Here is a 21,402-nt window from a genome sequence, read left to right on the forward strand (position 1 = left end):
AGCAGGGTAAGTTCCATATGGCAAAAACATACAATTATAATCATATGAATGACTGTTTGTAAAGCAAAAATAAACCCGAATCGTCTGTGATTCGGGTTCTGATGATTTTGATAATTATAATTTGAGAAATTACATTTTACATCACGAAGTTTCTGAATTGTTTCATGAATTGTACTCTTTCGAAAGCCGCCGGATCATTGGATTTAGACTGACTCATTTTGCCTTTAAAATCACGAATGCTCTTAAATCCATGTTCTTCCATCCATGCATAAATTTCTTTCGATAGAACATCGATGTATTCGGGGCCGTTTTTGTATAGTACAGAGGCCAATTGAACGGTATCGGCACCGGCAAGCAGGTGTTTTATAATGCTTTCGGATGTGTGAATTCCTGTTGTGCCGGCAATGGAGCATTTTACCCGTTCCGACATGATTCCTGTCCATCGTAAAGAGTTCTTGTAATCATCAGGTCCAGATAAAATTTGGCCATTGGTTACACTTAAATCTGTAATGTCGAAATCAGGACTGTAAAAGCGATTGAACATTACAATTCCATCCACATTCATATCATCAAGCCGTTTGATTAAATTGGACAGATTGGAATGATACGGGCTTATTTTTAAGGCAATAGGCAAGGCAACCTGATCTTTTACAGTTTTAAGAACATCGTAGTAAATCTGCTCGTTTTCATCACCGGTTCTGTTCATATCCGTAGGAAGAACAAATAAGTTGATTTCCAAAGCATCGGCACCGGCTTTTTCAATTTCCCGGGCAAAATAAGTCCATTTTTGAGCACTTACACAGTTTATGCTCGCAATAATTGGAACAGAAACGGCTGCTTTGGCTTCTTTTATAAGTCTTAGGTATTTACGAACGGTATCTTCCTGAGGATCTTCATCCATATAGTCGAAAGTTTCAGGATATACATACGGACGACTGGTCATGGCAAGTATTTTCTCATCCATTTCCATGATTATTTCTTCCTCGAAAAGGGATTTTAGAACGATAGCTCCGGCGCCATGAACTTCCAATTCAATTAATTTCTCAATAGAGTCGGTGAGACCCGAACTTGCAGCTATGATAGGACTGTTTAAATCCAATCCAAGATAATTGGTGGCTAAGTTTGGCATGTCAGAAAATTTTAGTTTATGTTTTGTGTTGATTTTGTTTACTCAAATGTAGTTTTGCAAACAGATTATAACAAATCAATAATCTTTATGCTAATATAGAGAATCCTGATGTGAATTACCAAGTTGATTTTGCGTGCAAAGTGAGAATTGCATTTTTTTTTCAATATTAACCCACTTTTGTTCTTCGATGTTGTTGCCGGAGGAAATAAAACAGCAGGAGTTTATTTGAGATAATTAAATGAAGCTCAGCACATCTGATGTTTGCCCGTTTTGCAGAGATCTCAGGGGTGAGTTTTTTTTGAAAAAAAAGACCGCTTTTGTTTTGCTGGATTGAAACAAACATCTATATTTGCATCGCATTCAAAAGCAATGCCCAGGTGGCGGAATTGGTAGACGCGCTGGTCTCAAACACCAGTGGGGCAACCCGTGCCGGTTCGATCCCGGCCCTGGGTACAAAATGATCCTTTCGATATTTTCGGAAGGATTTTTTTATGGCAAAAAATGGATCAATTTTATTTCTACATCCAATTAAGTTGTGGATTAATATATTAGCTATTTATGCTTAAAATGTGTATTTTTAGCTAAAATATTAACTATATGTATTCACTCTCAACAACACCATCAGACATTAGCAGAGCCTTGGCAGAACGCCATAAGATTTTGCGCAAACATTTAAAACTTTCTCAGATTGAGATGGCTGAACGTTCAGGAGTGTCATTAGGAAGCCTGAAGCGTTTTGAAAACACTGGGAAAATTTCATTGGAATCACTTTTAAAATTGGCTCATCTAATGAATCGTCTTCAAGATTTTGAAAATGTGTTTCAAGCTCAGGAAGATCAATCAGGTATTGAGAATTTATTTACTTCAAAAGTTTAGACAATGGAAGAGACAAGAAACATATTGGTCTCTCTTAAGTTGGAAGGGAAAACTTATGAGGTGGGAGAGCTGGTTGTGAATAACAGACAGATTTATTTTCGATATCATCAGGAGTTTTTAAAGACAGGATTAAATATTTCACCTCTAAAACTTCCATTTACCGGAGAAATAAGCAATGCTGAAAAAGAACCATTTGAAGGGCTTTACGGAGTTTTTAACGATTCATTACCCGATGGTTGGGGCAGATTGCTCTTAGATCGAAGTTTAAGTTCCAAGGAAATTGATATTTATGGATTAACACCTTTGGATCGATTGGCTTATGTGGGCAAGACCGGATTGGGAGCTTTGTGTTATCAGCCACAACAGGAAGGTAAACATGATTTTGATAAGCAATTGGAATTGGATACAATTGCTCAGGAGATGAAGCATGTTCTAAAAGGGGAGAGTACAGAGATGATAGAAGAGCTTTTCACTTTGGGAGGATCTTCAGGTGGAGCCCGTCCTAAAATTTTAGTAGGCTTCAATAAACAAAACAACGAACTGGTTCATGGATATGATCAAATGCAGGATGGTTTTGAAGAATGGTTGATTAAATTCCCATCATCTCAGGATAATCAGGAAATTGCCAAAATTGAATATGCTTACTATCAAATGGCTCTGAAAGCAGGAATAGAAATGAGTGAATGTCAATTGTTTCATGGCAAAACAGATCAAACCTACTTTGGTACCAAGCGTTTCGACAGAACAGAAACGGGCAGACTTCATGTGCATACTGCCAGTGGTTTAATGCACGATAATTTTAGAATGAGCACAATGGATTACGGTCATTTGATGGATTGTGCATTTCGACTCGAAAAGCATGTAAATGCCTATGAAAAAGTTCTTCGGCTTGCTGCATTTAATGTGTTTGCCCACAACCGGGATGATCACAGTAAAAACTTCTCCTTTTTAATGGATGGCAAAGGAAACTGGAAAATGGCACCTGCCTACGATCTTACATTCTCTACTTCGGCTTATGGCATACACAGTACCCTAGTGGCAGGAGAGAGCAGGAATCCCGGCGAAAAACACTTGCTGAAATTGGCAGATCATTTTGGAATTAAGAAACCGGAATTAATAATTGAGCAGGTAAAAGAAGCCCTTTCGAAGTGGAAGTATATAGCTCAGGATTGTGGCATCTCAAAACCGGTAATTTCAGAAATTGAAAAGACTTTTAACAAGCTGAATACACTTGGGAATTAATTTATTTTGAAAGAAAACTATTGCAATTGAAAATTATGAAGGTTTAGCTTTGAACAGTAGTTTAAATGTGTTTTTTCACCTTTTCAAAAGAATTATGTAGGTCTCTATTTCCAAAATTAAAGTGATAAGACTTCTCAGAAATATTTCACCTATAAAACAAATCCTCGCAAGAAAAGCCAACGAGGATTTAGGGTATAGTCCCAAAAGAATCCAATTTTAAATATTCTAATAATTGACAGCTAGTTGTCTTACTGGCTTTTGTTATTTGGATATACCCTTATTTGCCCCCCTTATAAATATTCATAGAATATTGGGTTTTACGGCAATCTCTCTGATTAATCTAAATAACTTGCTATCAAGTTTTACTTTTTAGACAGTCTGACGGCCTATAATCTGAAAAAACTGCTGAAATTTGTTAATAAAAAGACTGAGATAATGGTAAATGAAGCCATTACCTGTTTTTCTGTTTTTAGAATGTTATTTGGCGTATTTAACTCCATTTTAAGCTCTCAATAATTTAAAATCTCTGGATTTTTAACCTAAAAAAGGAAGCTCTAAAATCATATGAATTCACATGATTTTAGAGCTTTAATTATATCTGTTTTGAAATATTAGTTGGTCGTGCAACGGTTACTTTTGTTAGCTACAGTTTCTTTCTTTTTTCTATATATTATTACTAGAAAAATAGTCGCAACTATAACAATAAATAAACCAGGTCTAAATATATCTATTTTTTCACCAACTAAAGCAATGAGGTATAAGAATACGCAAACCAACTGGAGTGAGATATATTTTATCTTGTTTTCAATTAAACCAAGAGAATGGCTCAAGACAATTAATCCAATAGTAAGTGAACTTATACTTAGAAACCAATTTTGGAAATCGAAGCCGATGAAATTTATGTTTCCATCCCAGCCCGTTGATGTTGCTATTGAGAACATTTTTTCTCCAGTCCATTCCATTGGAACTTCATATTTAACTTTAAACCAAGCAAGAAAAGTGCTGATAAGTATTAATAATGTGAAGAATGCTGACCAGATCAGCTGTTTGTTAATTAGTCTCTTTTCTTTTTCTATTTCAATTACCTCAATGTTTAATACTTCAAAAATTAATTTAAGCGTTTTTCCTCTTGGCGTAGTGTCATTTTTTTCAATTCGTTGAATTGTCCTTAAATTTATTTTAGCTGATTCCGCCAAATCTTCTTGGGTTAAACCTCTTTTTATTCTTATTTCTTTTATTCTTTTTCCAATTTCTGTCATACTAATTCAGTTAAAATTTTGATGTAATTATAATCACTATTCCATTAGTTTAATAGCGGTATTGTAACGGCATTTATACGACATTTCTTTATTGGTAAGATCTTTTGAATCTTAATTCTAACTAATGTCAAGAATTACAATCTGTATTACCTACTATATCAAAGCATTAGAAGGAGAGATATTGATTAACTTGATTTAAAAACAATTCCATAGGTTTATAGGGGGAAATTGTAGCTAATGGTTGGCGGTATAGTTAGTAAGGGATTGCTAACTTTTTACCTATCAAGTTAAAGTAAAATTTGGCACGGGTTACTACGCCTCGAAAACCACTGAAACCCTTTATTAACTATACCGCGTGTTAGCTTGCGTTATTTTTTTCCAATCTGTTAATATTATTAATAATCCAATTATAAATCCGCTTAAAAGTCCTCCAATATGAGCAGCATTATCAATTCCGCCTAGTAATCCAAAAAGTAAGCTCACACCGCCATACAAACCCAAAATTATATAATAAAGTCCACTAAAACCTCTATCTGTTTTAGTAACTAATAGTGCAATCATTACACCCATCATTCCGAAAATTGCTCCACTTGCTCCAACACTAATCGTATGCTCGTGCCAATAAATGCTTATCAAACTAGCTCCTATACCTGATAATAAATATGCTATTAATGTTTTCCATTTTCCAAGAATTGGTTCAATCAATGCACAAGTAGCACCGATTCCAAAAAGATTCATCATAATGTGCATTAATCCACCGTGTAAAAACATTGAAGTGAAAAGTCTCCAATATTCTCCATTTAAAACTTCAAGTCGTCTATTTGCGCCAAGTTCAAGAAGTTCTTTAGGTGTTGGTGAAATAATATTTAACCCAGAAAAAACCATTAAAACAAATACAATGAGATTTAAATCAATAAGAATTGCAGTTGTAAAATGCTCTCCACGAGGAATTAAAAACCTTAGAATATCTTTTAACTCATCATCTTTTAATGGCTTTTTGTTTAAAAATCTTTTAAATTCCGCTTTGTTTAAGGTTGGAATTATTGACATTAAAAGAAAAATGAATGCACCTATTCCAAAAGAACCAAAAATCCAAGCGAGTTTTTTACCAAATCTCTCCTCAAAAGCTTTTTTCTCAGGTTCAAGTATTACAACATTGGATTTATCTAAATTTGTTTGTCGATTAAGAATTGCAGAAATGTAACCATCTTTGTCATCCGAATTTCCCAAGACTTTTAAATATTTAAAATCCGAGTAATTATATCGTTCAAAATCATTTACACTTTCGTTATAGAATTCTTTCCATCGTCTATCTTTCTCTGAATCACTTGCATGATTACTCATTCTGTTGGTAAACTTGAATCCAAACCAAAATTTCTGATTGGTTTGGTTTAAATCAAATGTTTTATCGACTATAGGTACAACAAAATAATTTGTGAAATTTAAGTTTTCATTGTGTCTCCCACTAGTTCTAGATGTGCGATATAGTCCCGCATATTGTTTTATCACATTGAAGTCTTCGATTTTATAACAATCAGTTTTTTTTGCTTCAGATATTTCATTTACACTTACAATTTCATGGAGTTCACATGCAGATGCTTTCAGATATTCTTGAGCAATTATTGTCGGAATAACGATGGTTATTGTTGCAATAAGCTGATATAAAAAGTATCCATTTTCTCTCTTTCCATTAATATTAATAATCCTAACATTTTTACGAAACCAGATTATCATCGGAATTATTGCAAAACCTATAGGAATCCAATAATCAAGCATCATCTGTTTTAAGTTCAAAATCCCTAACTTAAAATCGAGTAGCCATCTAAGTGTCGAATAAATTGAAATGGTACCAATTGCAATCAGCAAATATGGAATGTAAATATGTCTTAGTTTAATCTTTATATCGTTCATTTATTGCAGGGGATGTTTTTTTAATGCAAGCTAACTTCTAAATAAAGTAATGGGCTTTATTTCGTTTATATTTGTTGTAAAAGTGTATTTACCGACCTATATTGGGCAGTAATATACACATATTATGTTTTCAAACTTGAAAGCCATCAATAAAATGGTACTAATACTTTTACTAAATTATCAATTTTTAATTAAGATTCATACTGTCAAATCTGTCAACTTTCCGATATGGAAATCTCAATTTAAAGAAATCTTTATCCCGATCACTTATCCCGCTTCTATTCCGTTCGTTTATCCTGCTTAAACGATATTTCTGACAGCAAAACAAATCAATTTGATTGAAATTTCTGGTTCGCTTGGAAAATAAACCAACGCAGTAAATTAAACGGAATGATGAAGCTAATGCTGATATTTCGACTACTCGGGTTGATCTTTTTAATCAATGTCATTGGTCACATTTTGTAAAAGTTAGTATTTCGTGATGATTCAGAATTTAGTTTTTTGTTTTACCCATTTAGTTTTTTCGAAATATCATTTTTTGCTTTACCTATTTAGGCATTGAGCAAAAAATCAATTTTTCAGGCTATTGCAGTTTCTATTTTAGAATTGAACCGTTGTTGTGTTTACATTGGGATTAGTTTGGCTCCAATTTTTTTAATGTGATACTGAAAATGAGGAATTAAAGCGATTCCCATGATGATAAGCAGGATGAAGGCACTCATGTATAAATAATAATCTCTGACAAATAAGAGATTGTTTTGATTTGCGACTGCTTTTCCCAAAAGTTTAATGGCACCGGCATTGCTCTGAGGGATAGTTGCTCCGCCATTGAGTAATGCTTGTTTGTACTGACCGATGCGTTGTACAGCATACGGATTGAGCGAAGTAATTTCGTGGGCTGCACTTTGGTAATGAATTTTTTGAAAGTGCAGACCCATGTAGGAAGTTAAGGCCATGCTGGCGGTAAAGGTAACGGCGCGAAAAGCTACTCCCGTAACCGAAGCCGAAAAAGCTATTTCGGCAGGAACTGAAGTCACATAGAAAATCACAATAGAGATGATCAGAGTTCCATTCCCAAATCCTTGTAAAAACAGGGGAATGAGTAAATCTGCGATCTCAGCCTGATTGCTTAAAATGCAAAGAATATAAACATGATAAGCCAACAGCGCGCCAAAACCAGTCATCCAGATCAGCCGTATTTTTCGTCCGGCTAAAATAAACCGGGCAGATATAAGCGATCCTGAGGCAATACCTGCAGCATTAATCAGCATGATATAGCCCTTGTGATACATATCTAAATGAACACTGTTGGAAAAGAATCCATTGAGCAAATTCATGTCGCCTTTGCTAAAGTAAAACAGCACCAACAGCAACATGCCTATTCGAAAATTTCGCGACTTGTAAATCTTTAAATCGATATAGGGTTCTTCGAGTTTAAATTGCCGGAGGAAAAACAAGCACATAAAAAATACCAGAACAATTGTGCAAACCGTAATCCGTATGCTGCTAAACCAATGGTAATATTGCCCATACAGTAAAATATAGGCTGCCAATAACAGGGATGATGCATAAAGAACAAAGCTCTCCCAGCGAATTAATTTTAAGGGGATTTTTCCATCGCGCCTTAAATCTGTGCCTTTTTTAAGAATGCAGCAAAGCAATATAATTCCGGGTAAGGCACTATAAATTTTAAATAGAAAAATGCTGTTAAAGTCGTATTTGGTAAATATGAATGCGTCTAATAATTGGGCAATAGGAGCACTGGAAAATAAGGCCGCATACATGGTTGCATAGCCTAAAATCCGGCTGCGTTGTGCCTGAAATTGCTTAAAAACCAGCGAGAATATCATGCCAATAAAGCCCAGCGAAAGCATGCCGCCGGCAAATCGGAGCACCAATAGCAAAGCAAAGCTATGACTGTTGTATAGAATAAGGTTGATTGCTGCGTAGATAATGCTGCAGCCTATTAAATAGGGTTTGGACGAAAAGTAGTTGAAAAATTTGGCCTCGAGAGGAAATGAAGCGGCAATGGCAAGGTAGTAAACTACCGTGGAATATTTAACATCGATAATGTCAACGCCGTAGTAACTTGCTGCGCTGGATGCTCCGCTCAGATAGATTCCCAATACCAAGGCAATGGGCATTAGGCTTATAAAAATGGTAAACAATACCAACCAGTAAGGTACCCGGTTTTTAAAAATGAGTTTGTTATTTGCGTTTGGCATAGCCTATTTCTTGGGTATTGATACTTCAGCATTCATACCGGCACGTAGTTTTTCCAGCAAAGCATCATTATCGGTGAACTGAATGCGCACAGGGAACCGCTGCGTAATTTTTACGAAATTTCCGGTTGCGTTATCGGTCGGAAGCAATGAAAACTGGGATCCGGTGGCAGGAGAGAACGATTCTATTTTTCCATGAAACGATTTGTTCGGAAAAGCATCTATCGTAATTTTGGCTTCCTGTCCCTCTTTCATTTTCGCGATTTGTGTTTCTTCAAAATTGGCCACAATCCATTTGCCTTGTTTTTTATCCACCATAAAACCAATGGTTTGTCCTTTCTGAATGTATTGTCCTTGCTGAAGGCTTTTGTTTCCCATGGTTCCATCAGAAGGTGCGGTAATTACGGCATATTTAATCTCTAGATTAATGCGTTCCAGAGCTGCTTTTTTCTGTTCGATATTGGCTTTAGCTACCGCAACTTCAGCGGTAACATCCTGAGTTTTGTCTTGCGATACGCTAAAGGAGTTTTGAATGGCCTGGTAATTCGATTCGGCCACTTCCAATTTTGTTTTTACATTCTCAAATTGCTGTTGGGTAACAGCTTCGCCTTCCTGTAGTTTCTGATAACGTGCAAACTCTTGCTGTTGCTGCCATAGTTGGGCTTTGGCAGCACTAATTTTTGCATGACTGATACTGGAACTGCCTGATGAGGTCTTCACATTGCTTTGCAGTACTTTTAAACGAGCCTTGGCAGTTGTTAGGGCAGCCTTGGCTTCGAGCAGCTTTACATTGGCTTCTTCAATATCCAGAACAAGTAAGGTATCTCCTTTCTGGATTTTTTGATGATCATTAAATCTGATTTCCTGCACGTAACCGGCGGCACGGCTTAAAATAGGATTGATATACTCTTTTACCTGTGCATCGTTGGTTTCTTCGTATTTCCAAAAATTCACCATTAAAAACAGTCCCCAAACGAGTAAGGCGGCTAAAATGCTTACTGCTGCTCCGTAGGTTATTTTTACAGCTGCACGGTCTATTTTTTCGTACTTCTTTAATTTATTGCTCATTATAGTTGCCCCGTTATTTTAAGTAATTGATAGTAATGTAATTTGGCCGAAACCTGACTGTTCACCAATTCAAATTTGGCTTGCAGCAACTGGGTATCCGCAGTCAGTAAATCGGTGAGCAGAGCCAATTGGTTGAAATAGGTTTGATTGACAATTCTGTAATTTTCTTCGGCCTGTTGAATGTTCATTTTTGCGGTTTCTATTTCCTTTAAATTTTCGTGAAACCTTTTGTAGGCTGTTCTTACATCTATGCGAAGCTGATCTTCGGTCTGTTTCTGCGCCAGCTCTTGTTTTCTTATCGATATAGAAGCTGCCCTTTCTTTGTGTTTGTCATGATACAAAGCCGAGATGTTGTACGAAACTTTGATTCCTGCAACGCCCATTAAATAGGGCGAATTTGAGTAAGGATACAATTTAATCTGCGGGTACGAATAGGTGTATTCTCCAAAAAAACCGATTTTAGGAAGCTTTTCAGCTTTTACATCTTTTTCGTAAAGCTGCATCATTGTAATTTGAGCCCGGGCAATTTTTTCAAGTGGAGATAACTGTATTGCCTGCCCTAAGTAATCCTGATACAGCAGTTCGGTCTTAATATATTCAGAACCAATTGCAATACTGTCAGTGGGTTCAATGGCTTGATCATCGTCAAAGCCAATTAGAATATTCAATTGCTGCGTAGATAGTTCCAGATTGTTTTCTATTTTAAGAAGGTTCGTTTTTTGCCGGGAAAGCTGCAATTGAGACCTTAATAAATCGCTTTTTAAAACTACTCCGTTCTGGTATAGTTTTGTAATCTGATTTAGCCGTTTTTTATTTTTGTAGATATTTCGTTCAATCAGATTTTTAAAGGCCAGCGAAGCTTGTATCCCCAAATAGTCTTGGGCTACTTTGTAGTGGATATCCGAAAAGCCTGCTTCTTCCAGGTAATGCAGTAAAGCCTGTTTGGTTTCTGCCTGCTTCACCCGAATTTTAGTTTTATGCCCATTGTACAAATTAAAATAAGCTTCAATCCCTGCATCATAAACACTATGGTCTTCCAGTGGAATATATTCAGGGCTTTTTAAAATTCCATTTTCAAAAATGGGAATGTTGGCGAGTTTGCCGTAGCTCGCATCTGCACCGAATTCAGGCAGCCATTTGTTCTTTGCATCCAGAATTTTTTCTTCGCTTATTTTTGTGTCAATTTTTCTTAACTGCAATTCTTTACTAAAGGTATTTGCTCTTTGCCAGGCTTCCTGCAAACTTATCGATACACTCTCCTGAGCATTAGTTATGCAGTGGCAGCTTAGTAGTATGAGGATGAATGCAATTGCATTTTTTGATTTACGATTCATTTTCAAAAATTTCATTTTGCAAATATCCCGTTTAATATTTAGGCATGTTTTCGAAAATTGGACAATTGTTTTATAATTTAGGCCACTTAAAATTGTGTTTATGTCGGTAATTGATTCTTTTATTAAAGATGTTAACAGGAATGAGGATGTGTTTTACGTGCTGCATTCAAAAATCGAGGAAAAACTCCCCATGCACAGTCACAACAAACATCAGATGTGCTATGTGGAAGGTGGTGTTGCGTTTTTGAATACGCCCGATAAGTCGTATTTTCTTCCTGCGCGTCATTTCCTGTGGATCCCTGCGGGAATAGAGCATAACGTTGTTTCACGCACCTCGGTGAAAATGGTGCATAACATTTATTTTCCAAGAAATTTATTTCCCGAAGATCATCAGGTAAGGGAGCGGGAGGGTATTTATCCTGTAACAAATTTGTTGATGGAAATGATTTATTATACTGTAAATTGGCAGGAAGAAATTGGCAAGGACAGTGTTTTTAAATATGAATTTCTGATCGCTTTAAAAAATATTGTTTTAGATGTATCCACCACTCCTTTGCCTGTAGTGCTTCCAACTACTAAAAACGAAAATTTAAGGAGAGTGTTTAAATACATTCACCAGAATATCGATCAGCCTTTGAATCTGGATCATGTTGCCGAAAAATTTGGCTGCAGTTCCAGAACACTATCCCGTTTGTTTCAGAAAAATATGGATATCTCATTTCTGCAATATGTGAAGCTTGTCAGAATCATTAAAAGTATGGAGCAATTGCTTCAAACAGATCTTTCAATAAGTGAGATCGCTTACAAGAGTGGTTACAATAGTCTTTCTGCCTTTAGCTATACCTTTCAGCAGGTTGTTCACAAATCACCTGCTGAATTTAGAAAGCAAAGTTTATTGTAAATCGTTTTGATTTCTGTTTAAGGGACTCAGGTCTCAATTGTCCGAAGTCTAAGATATCAGTTGGCTTAATTACAAATTTGCTATACAATTACTCATCTACGTTTTCCCCGGATGGCATTAATAATCTGTTTTTCAGAAATTAAATTGTTGGCAAAAGCTTCTAACCGGCAATAGTGTGTACACAATAGCTTCAATTCTGTGTGGTATGCTTCCAATGTGCTTACTTTAAGGTTATAACACACAGAAGTGGCAGTATAGTTAACTACATGTATTGAGAAATGGTCGTTCTTTGCAGTAGAAAAAGAATAGAACTATGGATATCGCAAAGAGATTTGAGCAAAACCCTTTACTCTCACCAAAAAACATCCTGCCAAGTATGGTAGGAATGGAAATTGAATGCTTGTTAAACCCGGGTGTGTTTCGCTGCAACAATAAAACCTGGTTATTGCTTCGGGTTGCAGAACGACCTCAGCAGGTAGAGGGTAAAATTAGTTTTCCTGTTTATAATAAAGAGGGAGTCGTTGAAATTTTATGCTTCGACGAAAACGATGCCGATCTGGATTTGTCCGATCCCAGGATCGTGATTTATAAAGGGGAGTATTACCTAACTACTCTTTCACATCTTCGGTTGGTTTGCAGTGACGACCAGATTAATTTCGCGGAGCCTGAAGGTTACGCTCCAATTATGGGAGTTGGTTCTCAGGAAACTTTCGGAATAGAAGATTGCAGGGTTGCAACCATGGATGATGGATATCATTTGACTTATACAAAGGTTTCTGCCCATGGGGTTGGAGTTGGATATATTCAGACTAAGGATTGGAAACAGTTTGATCGTTGCGGAATGATCTTCCCGCCACACAATAAGGATTGTGCCATTTTCGAAGAACAGATTAACGGTAAATATTATGCACTTCACCGTCCGAGTAGTCCCGAATTGGGCGGGAATTACATTTGGATTGCTGAATCGCCCGATCGTATTCATTGGGGGAATCACAAATTGCTGGCAAAAACACGCGCCGGAAAATGGGACAGTGCCCGGCTTGGAGCAGGAGCATCGCCCATTAGAACTGAAAAGGGCTGGCTGGAAATATACCACGGAGCAACAAAGGAACACAGGTATTGTTTGGGTGCATTACTATTGGATTTAAATGATCCCTCGATAGTACTTGCCCGAAGCGAGGAGCCCATTATGGAACCCATTATGGAATATGAGAAAACCGGATTTTTTGGCAATGTGGTTTTTACCAATGGGCATATCGTTAGCGGCGATACGATTACAATTTATTACGGAGCTTCGGATGAAGTGATTTGTGGGGCCGAATTCTCTATCAGTGAAATTTTACAATCGTTAAACTATTAATTTATGGCTGCTATTACCAAAATATTGAAAAAAGCACTCTCAGAGTATTATTTTTTCCTCAGTAACCCAAGAGATATGAGGGTTTTGTTGATTACCAACATGATTTATGCCTTCGTGCTTCCGGTGGTCGATATTTTTGTAAGCGCCTATATCATGCGTTTCACCAATAACGATTTTACATTGGTAGCCTACTATCAGCTGGCTATTTATACCGGAATACCGCTTACCTTTTTTATTAATGGTTTTCTCTTGAAAAAGATCAAAATAGCCAATCTATATAGTTTTGGAATGCTTTTAAGTGGTATCTCCATGTTGTTTATGATGACGCTTGATCATCTTAATTTTGCAGGAGTTGTTTTTTCCGGATTAATAATGGGTGCATCTTTTGGGTTTTTCTGGGCCAACCGTGATTTTTTGGCTTTGGATACTACAAATGATAAAAACCGGAATTACTATTACGGTTTGGAAACCTTCTTTTTTACAATAACATCAATTATAATTCCTTTAATTGTTGGATGGTTTATTATATCGTCAAAAACATTGGGTTGGTTTGGCGAACACAGAGCTTATCAGGTTATTACGCTTTGCGTATTCATTCTAACGATTATTTCATCCATTGTAATCCACAGGGAAAAATTTAAAAATCCGAAGCAAAAGAAATTTCTGCATTTCCACTTCGACCGATTATGGCACAAAATGTTATTTTTAGCCGGACTAAAAGGACTTGCACAAGGATATTTGGTGACAGCACCGGCTATTCTGATCATGTATTTAATTGGTGACGAAGGATCTTTGGGAACAATTCAGGCTATAAGTGGAATTGTTACGGCAATAGTATTGTATCTGCTGGGACGATTTTCCAAACCGGAACACCGCATTTACATATTTGCAGTGGGTTTGCTCATTTTTGTTGCAGGCACAATGGCCAATGCAATTATGTTTTCGGCAACAGGTGCAATGGTGTTTATGCTGGCGATGGTATTATTCAGACCCCTGCACGATATTGCCTATTTTCCGATTCAGATGAGAGTGATTGATGTGCTTTCCCGAAAGGAGAAACGAAACGAATTTGCTTACATTTTTAATCATGAATTTGGACTTTTTGTTGGACGGGTTTTCGGATTAGTAATGTTTTTGTTGCTTACACACTACGTTTCGGAGGTGTTCGCTCTTAAGTATTCTTTACTGATCATTGCACTGCTGCAATTAATCTCTATTCCTGTTGCCAAAATGGTGATTAAACATACCAGTAAAGAGGAATTCAAATCAAATGGCCAAGACGTAAGATTAAGAGATGTAGATGATAAATTAGTAGTAGAACCTTTGGTTCAATAGCTTTGCAGGCTTTGAGAAAAAAATAATTTAAGGTCAATTCTGAAAATATAAAAGATACAAATCCATTAACAGGTGAAACGACTATGTAACACTATTACAAACAGGTGGATAAGTGTAATTTGGGAGTTCCATATGACAACTAAAAAAATAAATTATAACACATGAATCGTAACTATTTATTTTGGATACTATGTTGTTTCGTTTTTGCTTCGTGCACGACACAACCGCAAACAGCTGTAAAAGAGCTGCAGATTTGTCGTGTAGAAAGTATGCCTAATCAGCCGCAGCCATATAAGATGCTTGACTGGCATGAAAAGGCAGTGAATTTCGACGAAGCAATATTCGATTTTGATGCCACAGGCGAATTCCGGCCTTTTATTTGGTTGGATAGTGCAAAGAGAAATCTTCCACAGACAACATTTGGTTTGTACACTGTTATAGGTGATGTGAGACAAGGACCAAATAAAAATAAGGGTGAATTTCACGAAGCAATCAATTCTTTGGGCGCTTTGATGAGTGCCGGATTAGTGGGAATTGACAAGCGGGATCAGAAGGGATACAATTTTGTGAAAATGGTTCAGAACTATTTCAACACCGATAATGGTTGGAATATCATGATGAACAATACTTGTCCGGAAGTTGCACTTTTAGGTGGAGGATATGGCCGCGACTGGTGGTACGATGTTTTTCCAAATGTGCTGTATTATGCCGTTTCGGAATTACAGCCTAATGTAGAAGGTGCAGATGCGATTCAGAAAACCATTGCCGAGCAGTTCTTTAAGGCCGATTCTACCTTGAATGGAAATTACGATTATTCCTATTTCGACTATGCTGAGATGAAAGGGAAACGAAATCAGATTCCTTATCAGCAGGATGCAGCAGCAGGACATGCTTATGTGCTGTACTCGGCTTATCAAAAATTTGGAGATCCACGTTATCTGGAAGGTGCAAAATCAGCAATTGAGGCTTTGTTGAGCCAAAAAGAAAGTCGGTTTTACGAAGTACTGATGCCTTTTGGAGCTTATGTGGCAGCCCGCTTAAATGCGGAACAGGGAACCAATTACGATGTTTCGAAAATACTTGATTGGACTTTCGACGGATGTACTGCGGAAAAGGGCCGCACCGGCTGGGGAATTATTGCAGATCGTTGGGGAGATTATGATGTTTCGGGCATACAGGGAAGCCTGACTCAGGATGGTGGCTACGGTTTTTTAATGAACACCTTCGACATGGCCTGGCCGCTGGTACCAATGGTTCGATACGATCAAGAATATGCCCGGTCCATTGGGAAATGGATGTTGAATGCAGCAAATTCCTCTCGTTTGTTCTATCCTTACGAAATTCCGGACAGAAATCAGTATTTGCCTGAAAATAAAAGCATAACCCGTAATGTAATCGCCTACGAGGGATTAAAGAAGGTTGATGCTTATAACACCGAGGAGTTTAAAGGAGTTTCGCCGGTAGCACTGGGCGATGGACCAAATTGGGTGGTTAGCCAGCCAAAACTATCCATGTTTAGTATTTACGGATCGGCACATGCCGGAATCTTTGGTTCTATCATCAGGAAAACAAATGTGGAGAAGATTCTGCAATTGGATTGTCTTGCGACAGATTTCTATAAAAATGAATCCTATCCAACTTATTTATACTTCAATCCTTACGATGAGGTAAAGAAAATCGACTATTCTTCAGAACAAGGAATTGATCTGTATGATATTATTTCCGGGAAGCTTGTTGCTGAAAAGATTTTTGGCAAAGGAAGCTTTTCAATTGAAGGAAATAAAGCGATGGTAGTGGTTGAAATTCCTGCGGGATCAAAAATAGAACGATCAAAAGAGAAAGTGACGGCAAATGGAATTGTTATCTCTTTTTATTAAGGAACTACTATTTTTTGAAATGGGCGGTTCTATTGGTAAAATGACAACATAAATATCTGGTTGAATTGGATCATTTAAACGATTCAATTCAACTGGAAATAATAAGATCTCAAGTGCTTTAGATATAGTATCATTTAATTAGACGATTACGGAAACGATAGCAATTTCTTCAAATAGGATCCTTGATGAATTGTTATTTATAGAAAAATTACGCTTTTAATTCACTGTTGTTAATTAAAATAAAATCTATGAAAACTATGTTTTTAAATTTAAAAAGAGGAATACTGGGCTTTGTATTTATCTTTTTGACAAGTGCTGTCTTTGGGCAGGTTCTTGTATCAGGAAAAGTTACCGACGTAAGTGGAGAATCATTACCAGGTGTTAGTGTTTTTGTAAAAGGCACAAGTGTTGGTTCCATTACAGATATTGATGGAGATTACAGTTTAGAAGTGCCTGAAAATGCACAAATCCTGGTTTTCTCTTTCATTGGAATGAAAAATCAGGAAGTTGAATTCACTGGGCAAACCAGTATCAATGTTATTTTGCAAGAAGATGTAACTGGTTTAGATGAGGTTGTTATTGTTGGTTATACAGCAAGAAAAAAATCTACATTAACAGGAGCCGTATCGGTTGTTAATCTTTCAGATATGGAGAAAACACGAGTACCAAATGTTTCTCAGGCCTTGCAAGGTCAAATTGCAGGGGTATTGGTAACATCAAGTACAGGTGCGCCGGGAGATCCTATTCAAATACGTATTCGTGGAGAAGGAACTATTGGAGATAACAATCCGTTGTATGTAGTAGATGGAATTCCTTCTCGCGATATTACCTTTTTAAATCAGGCCGATGTTAAAACTATGACTGTTTTAAAAGATGCCGCTGCAGCAGCAATTTATGGTTCCAGAGCTTCCGGTGGTGTAGTATTAATTACCACTAAAAGCGGATCGATAGGGGAAACAAGTTTCGATGTAAACTATTACACAGGAATTCATAAGGTTGCCAACCTTCCTAATATGCTGAATGCTGAGCAGTACATGAATACCCTCGAGAAAGCTTGGGACAATTCAGACAGAACAGGAGCAAATCCTTATACCGCTGATAAAGGCAGATCTGATTTTGCTGACACAGACTGGCTTGATGAATTGTTTGAAACAGGAAGATCACAAAATTTGCAGGTGACAGCTGGTGGAGGAACTGAAAAAATGCAATATTTAATGTCTTTGGGTTATTATGGACAGGATGGAATTGTTGTATTTGATAATGATAAATACCAAAGATTAAATTACAGAACCAATCTCAATATCGATGTAACGGATCGAATTAAAATTGGGACAAATCTGCAATTGTCTTATTCAACACAAGATAAAACAGCATCAAAAGGTGAAAGTCTAATTCGATATGCTTTATTAAGAGCTCCCGTATTAGCAGTTCGTAAAGATGTGAATGATCCTACTTACTCTGAAAGAGATCCTTTTACGGATATGCCGTTTTTCACGCCAACGGGCTATGATCAGGGATTACAAAGATCGATGTATGAAATGGTAGGTAACCCTGTTGCCAAAGCCTATTTTACAGATGATCAGCGAAAGATTTATAAAACATTTGGAAATGTTTATGGTGAATTTGCTTTTTTGGGTAATAAAGAACTAAAATTCAGAACAAATATCGGGGTTGATTTATCAATGTTTCACAACAAAGCTTTTAATGAGAATTATGGTGATGATGATGGTGGTGGATCTGCAGTTGATCAAGGATTGGGCAGACAGAACAGACCTAATAGCTTGAGTGAAGAAAGAGGAGAAGCACGTACAATTACCTTTAATAATACATTAAATTACGCGAAAACCTTCAAAGAAAAGCATGATTTTAGTGCAATGGTAGGTACCGAATATATTGACAATTATGAATCATCAATAGGAGCCAGCAGAGCTCGCTTCCCTTTTACAACTGATGAATATCGGTATTTGGATTATGGTGGATCGGATCTTGATCTTTGGAATAGCGGATCTGCTTCAGAGTGGGCATTATTCTCTTTGTTTGGATCAACATCTTATGCGTATGATGACAAATATATGGTAACTGCTAATTTGAGAGCTGATGCTTCATCAAGGTTTTCTGAAAGCAATCGTTGGGGCTATTTTCCTTCTGTTTCTGCCGGATGGACAATTTCCAAGGAAGATTTTATGAAGGATGTTGATTGGTTGTCTAACTTAAAATTAAGGGCAAGTTGGGGTAAATTAGGAAATCAGGAGATTGACAATTATGCGTATTTAACTTTGGTTAGTCAGGTAGATGGTATTGTTAAGACTAACCGCTTTGGAAATTCTGATTTGAAATGGGAGAGTTCTACTCAATCAAATATTGGTGTTGATGTTGGTTTGCTTAATAGTAAACTGGTACTAACGGGAGAATATTTTGAAAAGAATACGACAGATATTTTATTGCCGATTGGATTACCATCTGTTGTTGGTGATGTATCTCCTACAATTGTAAATGCAGGCGAGGTGAGTAATAAAGGATTCGAATTCTCTATAGATTACCGCAATTCAGGCAAAGAATTCAAATACAATGTAAACGCGAACATTGCGACATTAACTAATAAGGTTGAAAAGCTACATCCAAACGTTCCCAATATCGTAACGGATGTAACAAAAACTGAAGTTGGACATGCATTAAATTCCTACTATGGATACAAAATGGTTGGAATTTATCAAAATCAGGCAGAAATAGACAATCATCTGTTTACTGAAGGAAATGCAAAACCAGGAGACATCAAATTTAAGGATGTAAACGGTGACGGGAAAATTAGTGCAGATTATGACAGAGAATTTATTGGAAGTCCTATTCCCGAATTCACTTATGGTTTTTCATTCTCATCTACCTATAAAGGATTTGATTTTTCAATGCTTTTTCAGGGAGTAGCAGGTGTTGACAGATACAATCAAGGGAAACAAATTGTAGATTATGATACACGTCCGTTTAATTATACCACAGCGATATTAGGTGCATGGGATGGGGAAGGCAGCAGCAATAGCATACCAAGAGTTGCTTTTGAAGACAATGGAAGCAGTAAGGTGTCAAGCATTTTCGTTGAAGACGCTTCCTATTTCCGACTAAAGAATATTGAAATTGGATACACAGTAACGGCACTAAAAGGAATTGATAATATTCGTTTCTATGTATCCGGGCAAAATTTATTTACAATAACTGACTATACCGGTTTAGATCCGGAATCTACCGATCTAATGGATTTAGGAACTTATCCTCAATCAAAATCAGTTTTGTTTGGCGTAAATGTGAAGTTTTAATAGTAAAAAGTATAAATTATGAAATACATATATAGTATAATCATTATTTTCTTCTTTGCAGGTCTTACGAGTTGTACAGATGAATTAAGCAATGACCCAATTGGCCTTTTAACCAAAGATCAGGTTGATTCAGATCCTACAATTACTACAATTGAGTCTTCGGTAAGCTCATCATACTTACCTCTTTCAAATACCTTGAATGGGATTATATCTGATTGGAGATGGGATTTAGGAACAGTATTTAGAAATGATATTGTTTTGCAGGATATTGCAGCCAATGATATGAATAAGAAATGGAATCCAGATGGTGACCAAGCTTGGATGGATGAACTGGCAAGTTTTACTTTCACACCCGAAAATCAAGCGTTTAATGGAATCTGGGTGTACGATTATGAAGGTATTAGTAGAGTTAACATAGCCATTAACTTTTTAACTGATACTGAGATAGTTCAGAAAACAGGAATTGATGATGCCCGTAAGAAACAATTATTAGCAGAAGCTTATTTTTTAAGAGCTTTCTACTATTTCGATTTGGTAAATAATTTTGGCGATGTGCCATTGGTACTTAAGTCTCCGGATTCATTCGAGGAAGCCTTTGCTGTTTCAGTCAGAGCATCTGCAGATGAGGTCAGAACACAGATAAATTCAGATTTAACAGCAGCGAAAGCGATCGCTCCTGATGTCAAATATCCTGATGTTGCTGAACCATGGAGAGCTTCAAAAGGAGCTATTATTGCATTGCAGGCTAAAGTAGCTTTGTACAGCAACGATTGGAGCGCAGTACTTAGCTTAATTACAGAACTGGACGCGCTTGGATTTTACAGTTTGAATGGAAATTATTTTGATAGTTTTGATGCAAGTAAGGAATTTGCAGAAGATGAAGTGATTTTTGCATACGATCATCGTTCAGGCGAAACTCCTAATAATACGAATGGACTTGGCGATGTAATTGGGTGGGGATTCTTTGCTCCTACTGATGATTTTATCAATGCTTTTGAAGCCAATGATCCCAGATTGTTATATACCATTGATGTTCCCAACAAGCGTGCATCAAAAATAGTGGGATCAACAACTGATCTAATTGATTATGGTAATAAAGTATACATACGCTATGCTGATGTATTACTTTGGAAAGCAGAAGCTTTGAATGAAACTGGAGATTACCCAGGTGCAGTTGCTATAATTAACCAGATAAGAACCAGAGCCAGAACCAGTCCAACAGCTGATGGCTCGGTAGTACCTGCAGGAACACTTGCAAACAGAGGAAGCTCAACAAATCCGGCAGAAATAAAAACTTGGTTGATGTCTGAAAGAAGAGTCGAATTGGGTTTTGAATCACAAAGATTTAATGACTTGAAAAGATGGGGGACAGCCAAAGCGGTATTAACAGCACTTGGAAGAAATTACCAGGATCACAATGCTCTTTATCCAATTCCTCAAAAAGATATTGATAAGTCTGGTGGATCAATTACACAAAATCAAGGTTATTAAAAGATCTTTTGTAATGGGAATATTGTTGAGTTAATTGATGTTTAAAGAGAAGTAGTTAGTTCTAAGACGCTGCTTCTCTTTTATTTTAA

The 21,402-nt window shown here is 36.8% G+C and carries 14 protein-coding genes and 1 tRNA gene; 9 read left to right on the forward strand and 6 right to left on the reverse strand.

Features of this window, described 5'->3' with window-relative positions:
• Positions 1–136: 136 nt before the first annotated feature.
• Positions 137–1,129, reverse strand: coding sequence for a dihydroorotate dehydrogenase-like protein (locus tag GQR60_RS13395; RefSeq protein WP_124993415.1), 993 nt, complete (start codon positions 1,127–1,129; stop codon positions 137–139).
• 371 nt (positions 1,130–1,500) lie between these two features.
• Between GQR60_RS13395 and GQR60_RS13400 the strand changes: the two genes are divergently transcribed.
• The 3 genes from GQR60_RS13400 to GQR60_RS13410 all read left to right on the forward strand — a co-directional run bounded on the left by GQR60_RS13400 (position 1,501) and on the right by GQR60_RS13410 (position 3,247).
• Positions 1,501–1,582, forward strand: a tRNA-Leu gene (locus GQR60_RS13400).
• A gap of 144 nt (positions 1,583–1,726) precedes the next feature.
• Positions 1,727–2,005, forward strand: coding sequence for a helix-turn-helix domain-containing protein (locus GQR60_RS13405; protein ID WP_124993416.1), 279 nt, complete (start codon positions 1,727–1,729; stop codon positions 2,003–2,005).
• Between the two features lie 3 nt (positions 2,006–2,008).
• Complete coding sequence (locus GQR60_RS13410; protein ID WP_124993417.1) at positions 2,009–3,247, forward strand: type II toxin-antitoxin system HipA family toxin; 1,239 nt, start codon at positions 2,009–2,011, stop codon at positions 3,245–3,247.
• A gap of 611 nt (positions 3,248–3,858) precedes the next feature.
• On the opposite strand, the gene GQR60_RS13415 is transcribed toward GQR60_RS13410, so the two are convergent.
• From GQR60_RS13415 to GQR60_RS13435, 5 genes are all read right to left on the reverse strand, one after another.
• Complete coding sequence (locus GQR60_RS13415; RefSeq protein WP_124993418.1) at positions 3,859–4,506, reverse strand: helix-turn-helix domain-containing protein; 648 nt, start codon at positions 4,504–4,506, stop codon at positions 3,859–3,861.
• A 342-nt stretch (positions 4,507–4,848) separates the two neighbouring features.
• Positions 4,849–6,417 carry a rhomboid family intramembrane serine protease gene (locus GQR60_RS13420; protein WP_124993419.1) on the reverse strand — a complete coding sequence of 523 codons (1,569 nt, stop codon included), beginning with the start codon at positions 6,415–6,417 and terminating at the stop codon, positions 4,849–4,851.
• A gap of 623 nt (positions 6,418–7,040) precedes the next feature.
• Complete coding sequence (locus tag GQR60_RS13425) at positions 7,041–8,642, reverse strand: MFS transporter (protein WP_124993420.1); 1,602 nt, start codon at positions 8,640–8,642, stop codon at positions 7,041–7,043.
• Between the two features lie 3 nt (positions 8,643–8,645).
• Entirely contained in the window at positions 8,646–9,707 is a 1,062-nt protein-coding gene (locus tag GQR60_RS13430; protein WP_124993421.1) for an HlyD family secretion protein, read from the reverse strand.
• Entirely contained in the window at positions 9,707–11,041 is a 1,335-nt protein-coding gene (locus GQR60_RS13435; protein WP_124993422.1) for a TolC family protein, read from the reverse strand. The genes GQR60_RS13430 and GQR60_RS13435 overlap by 1 nt, the downstream gene beginning before the upstream one ends.
• 100 nt (positions 11,042–11,141) lie before the next feature.
• Between GQR60_RS13435 and GQR60_RS13440 the strand changes: the two genes are divergently transcribed.
• The 6 genes from GQR60_RS13440 to GQR60_RS13465 all read left to right on the forward strand — a co-directional run bounded on the left by GQR60_RS13440 (position 11,142) and on the right by GQR60_RS13465 (position 21,313).
• Positions 11,142–11,942 (forward strand): helix-turn-helix domain-containing protein, encoded by an 801-nt coding sequence (locus GQR60_RS13440; protein ID WP_124993423.1) that lies wholly within the window; start codon positions 11,142–11,144, stop codon positions 11,940–11,942.
• 313 nt (positions 11,943–12,255) lie between these two features.
• Positions 12,256–13,302 carry a glycoside hydrolase family 130 protein gene (locus GQR60_RS13445; protein ID WP_124993424.1) on the forward strand — a complete coding sequence of 349 codons (1,047 nt, stop codon included), beginning with the start codon at positions 12,256–12,258 and terminating at the stop codon, positions 13,300–13,302.
• A gap of 3 nt (positions 13,303–13,305) precedes the next feature.
• Positions 13,306–14,637, forward strand: coding sequence for an MFS transporter (locus GQR60_RS13450; RefSeq protein WP_124993425.1), 1,332 nt, complete (start codon positions 13,306–13,308; stop codon positions 14,635–14,637).
• Positions 14,638–14,798: 161 nt separating this feature from the next.
• Positions 14,799–16,514, forward strand: a complete 1,716-nt coding sequence (locus GQR60_RS13455; protein WP_225441416.1) for a hypothetical protein — start codon at positions 14,799–14,801, stop codon at positions 16,512–16,514.
• A gap of 248 nt (positions 16,515–16,762) precedes the next feature.
• On the forward strand, positions 16,763–19,822 hold the full coding sequence (locus GQR60_RS13460; protein ID WP_225441417.1) for a SusC/RagA family TonB-linked outer membrane protein: 3,060 nt from the start codon (positions 16,763–16,765) through the stop codon (positions 19,820–19,822).
• A gap of 18 nt (positions 19,823–19,840) precedes the next feature.
• Complete coding sequence (locus GQR60_RS13465; protein ID WP_124993426.1) at positions 19,841–21,313, forward strand: RagB/SusD family nutrient uptake outer membrane protein; 1,473 nt, start codon at positions 19,841–19,843, stop codon at positions 21,311–21,313.
• Positions 21,314–21,402: the final 89 nt, after the last annotated feature.

Source organism: Labilibaculum euxinicum (assembly GCF_009795715.1).
Taxonomy (GTDB): domain Bacteria; phylum Bacteroidota; class Bacteroidia; order Bacteroidales; family Marinifilaceae; genus Labilibaculum; species Labilibaculum euxinus.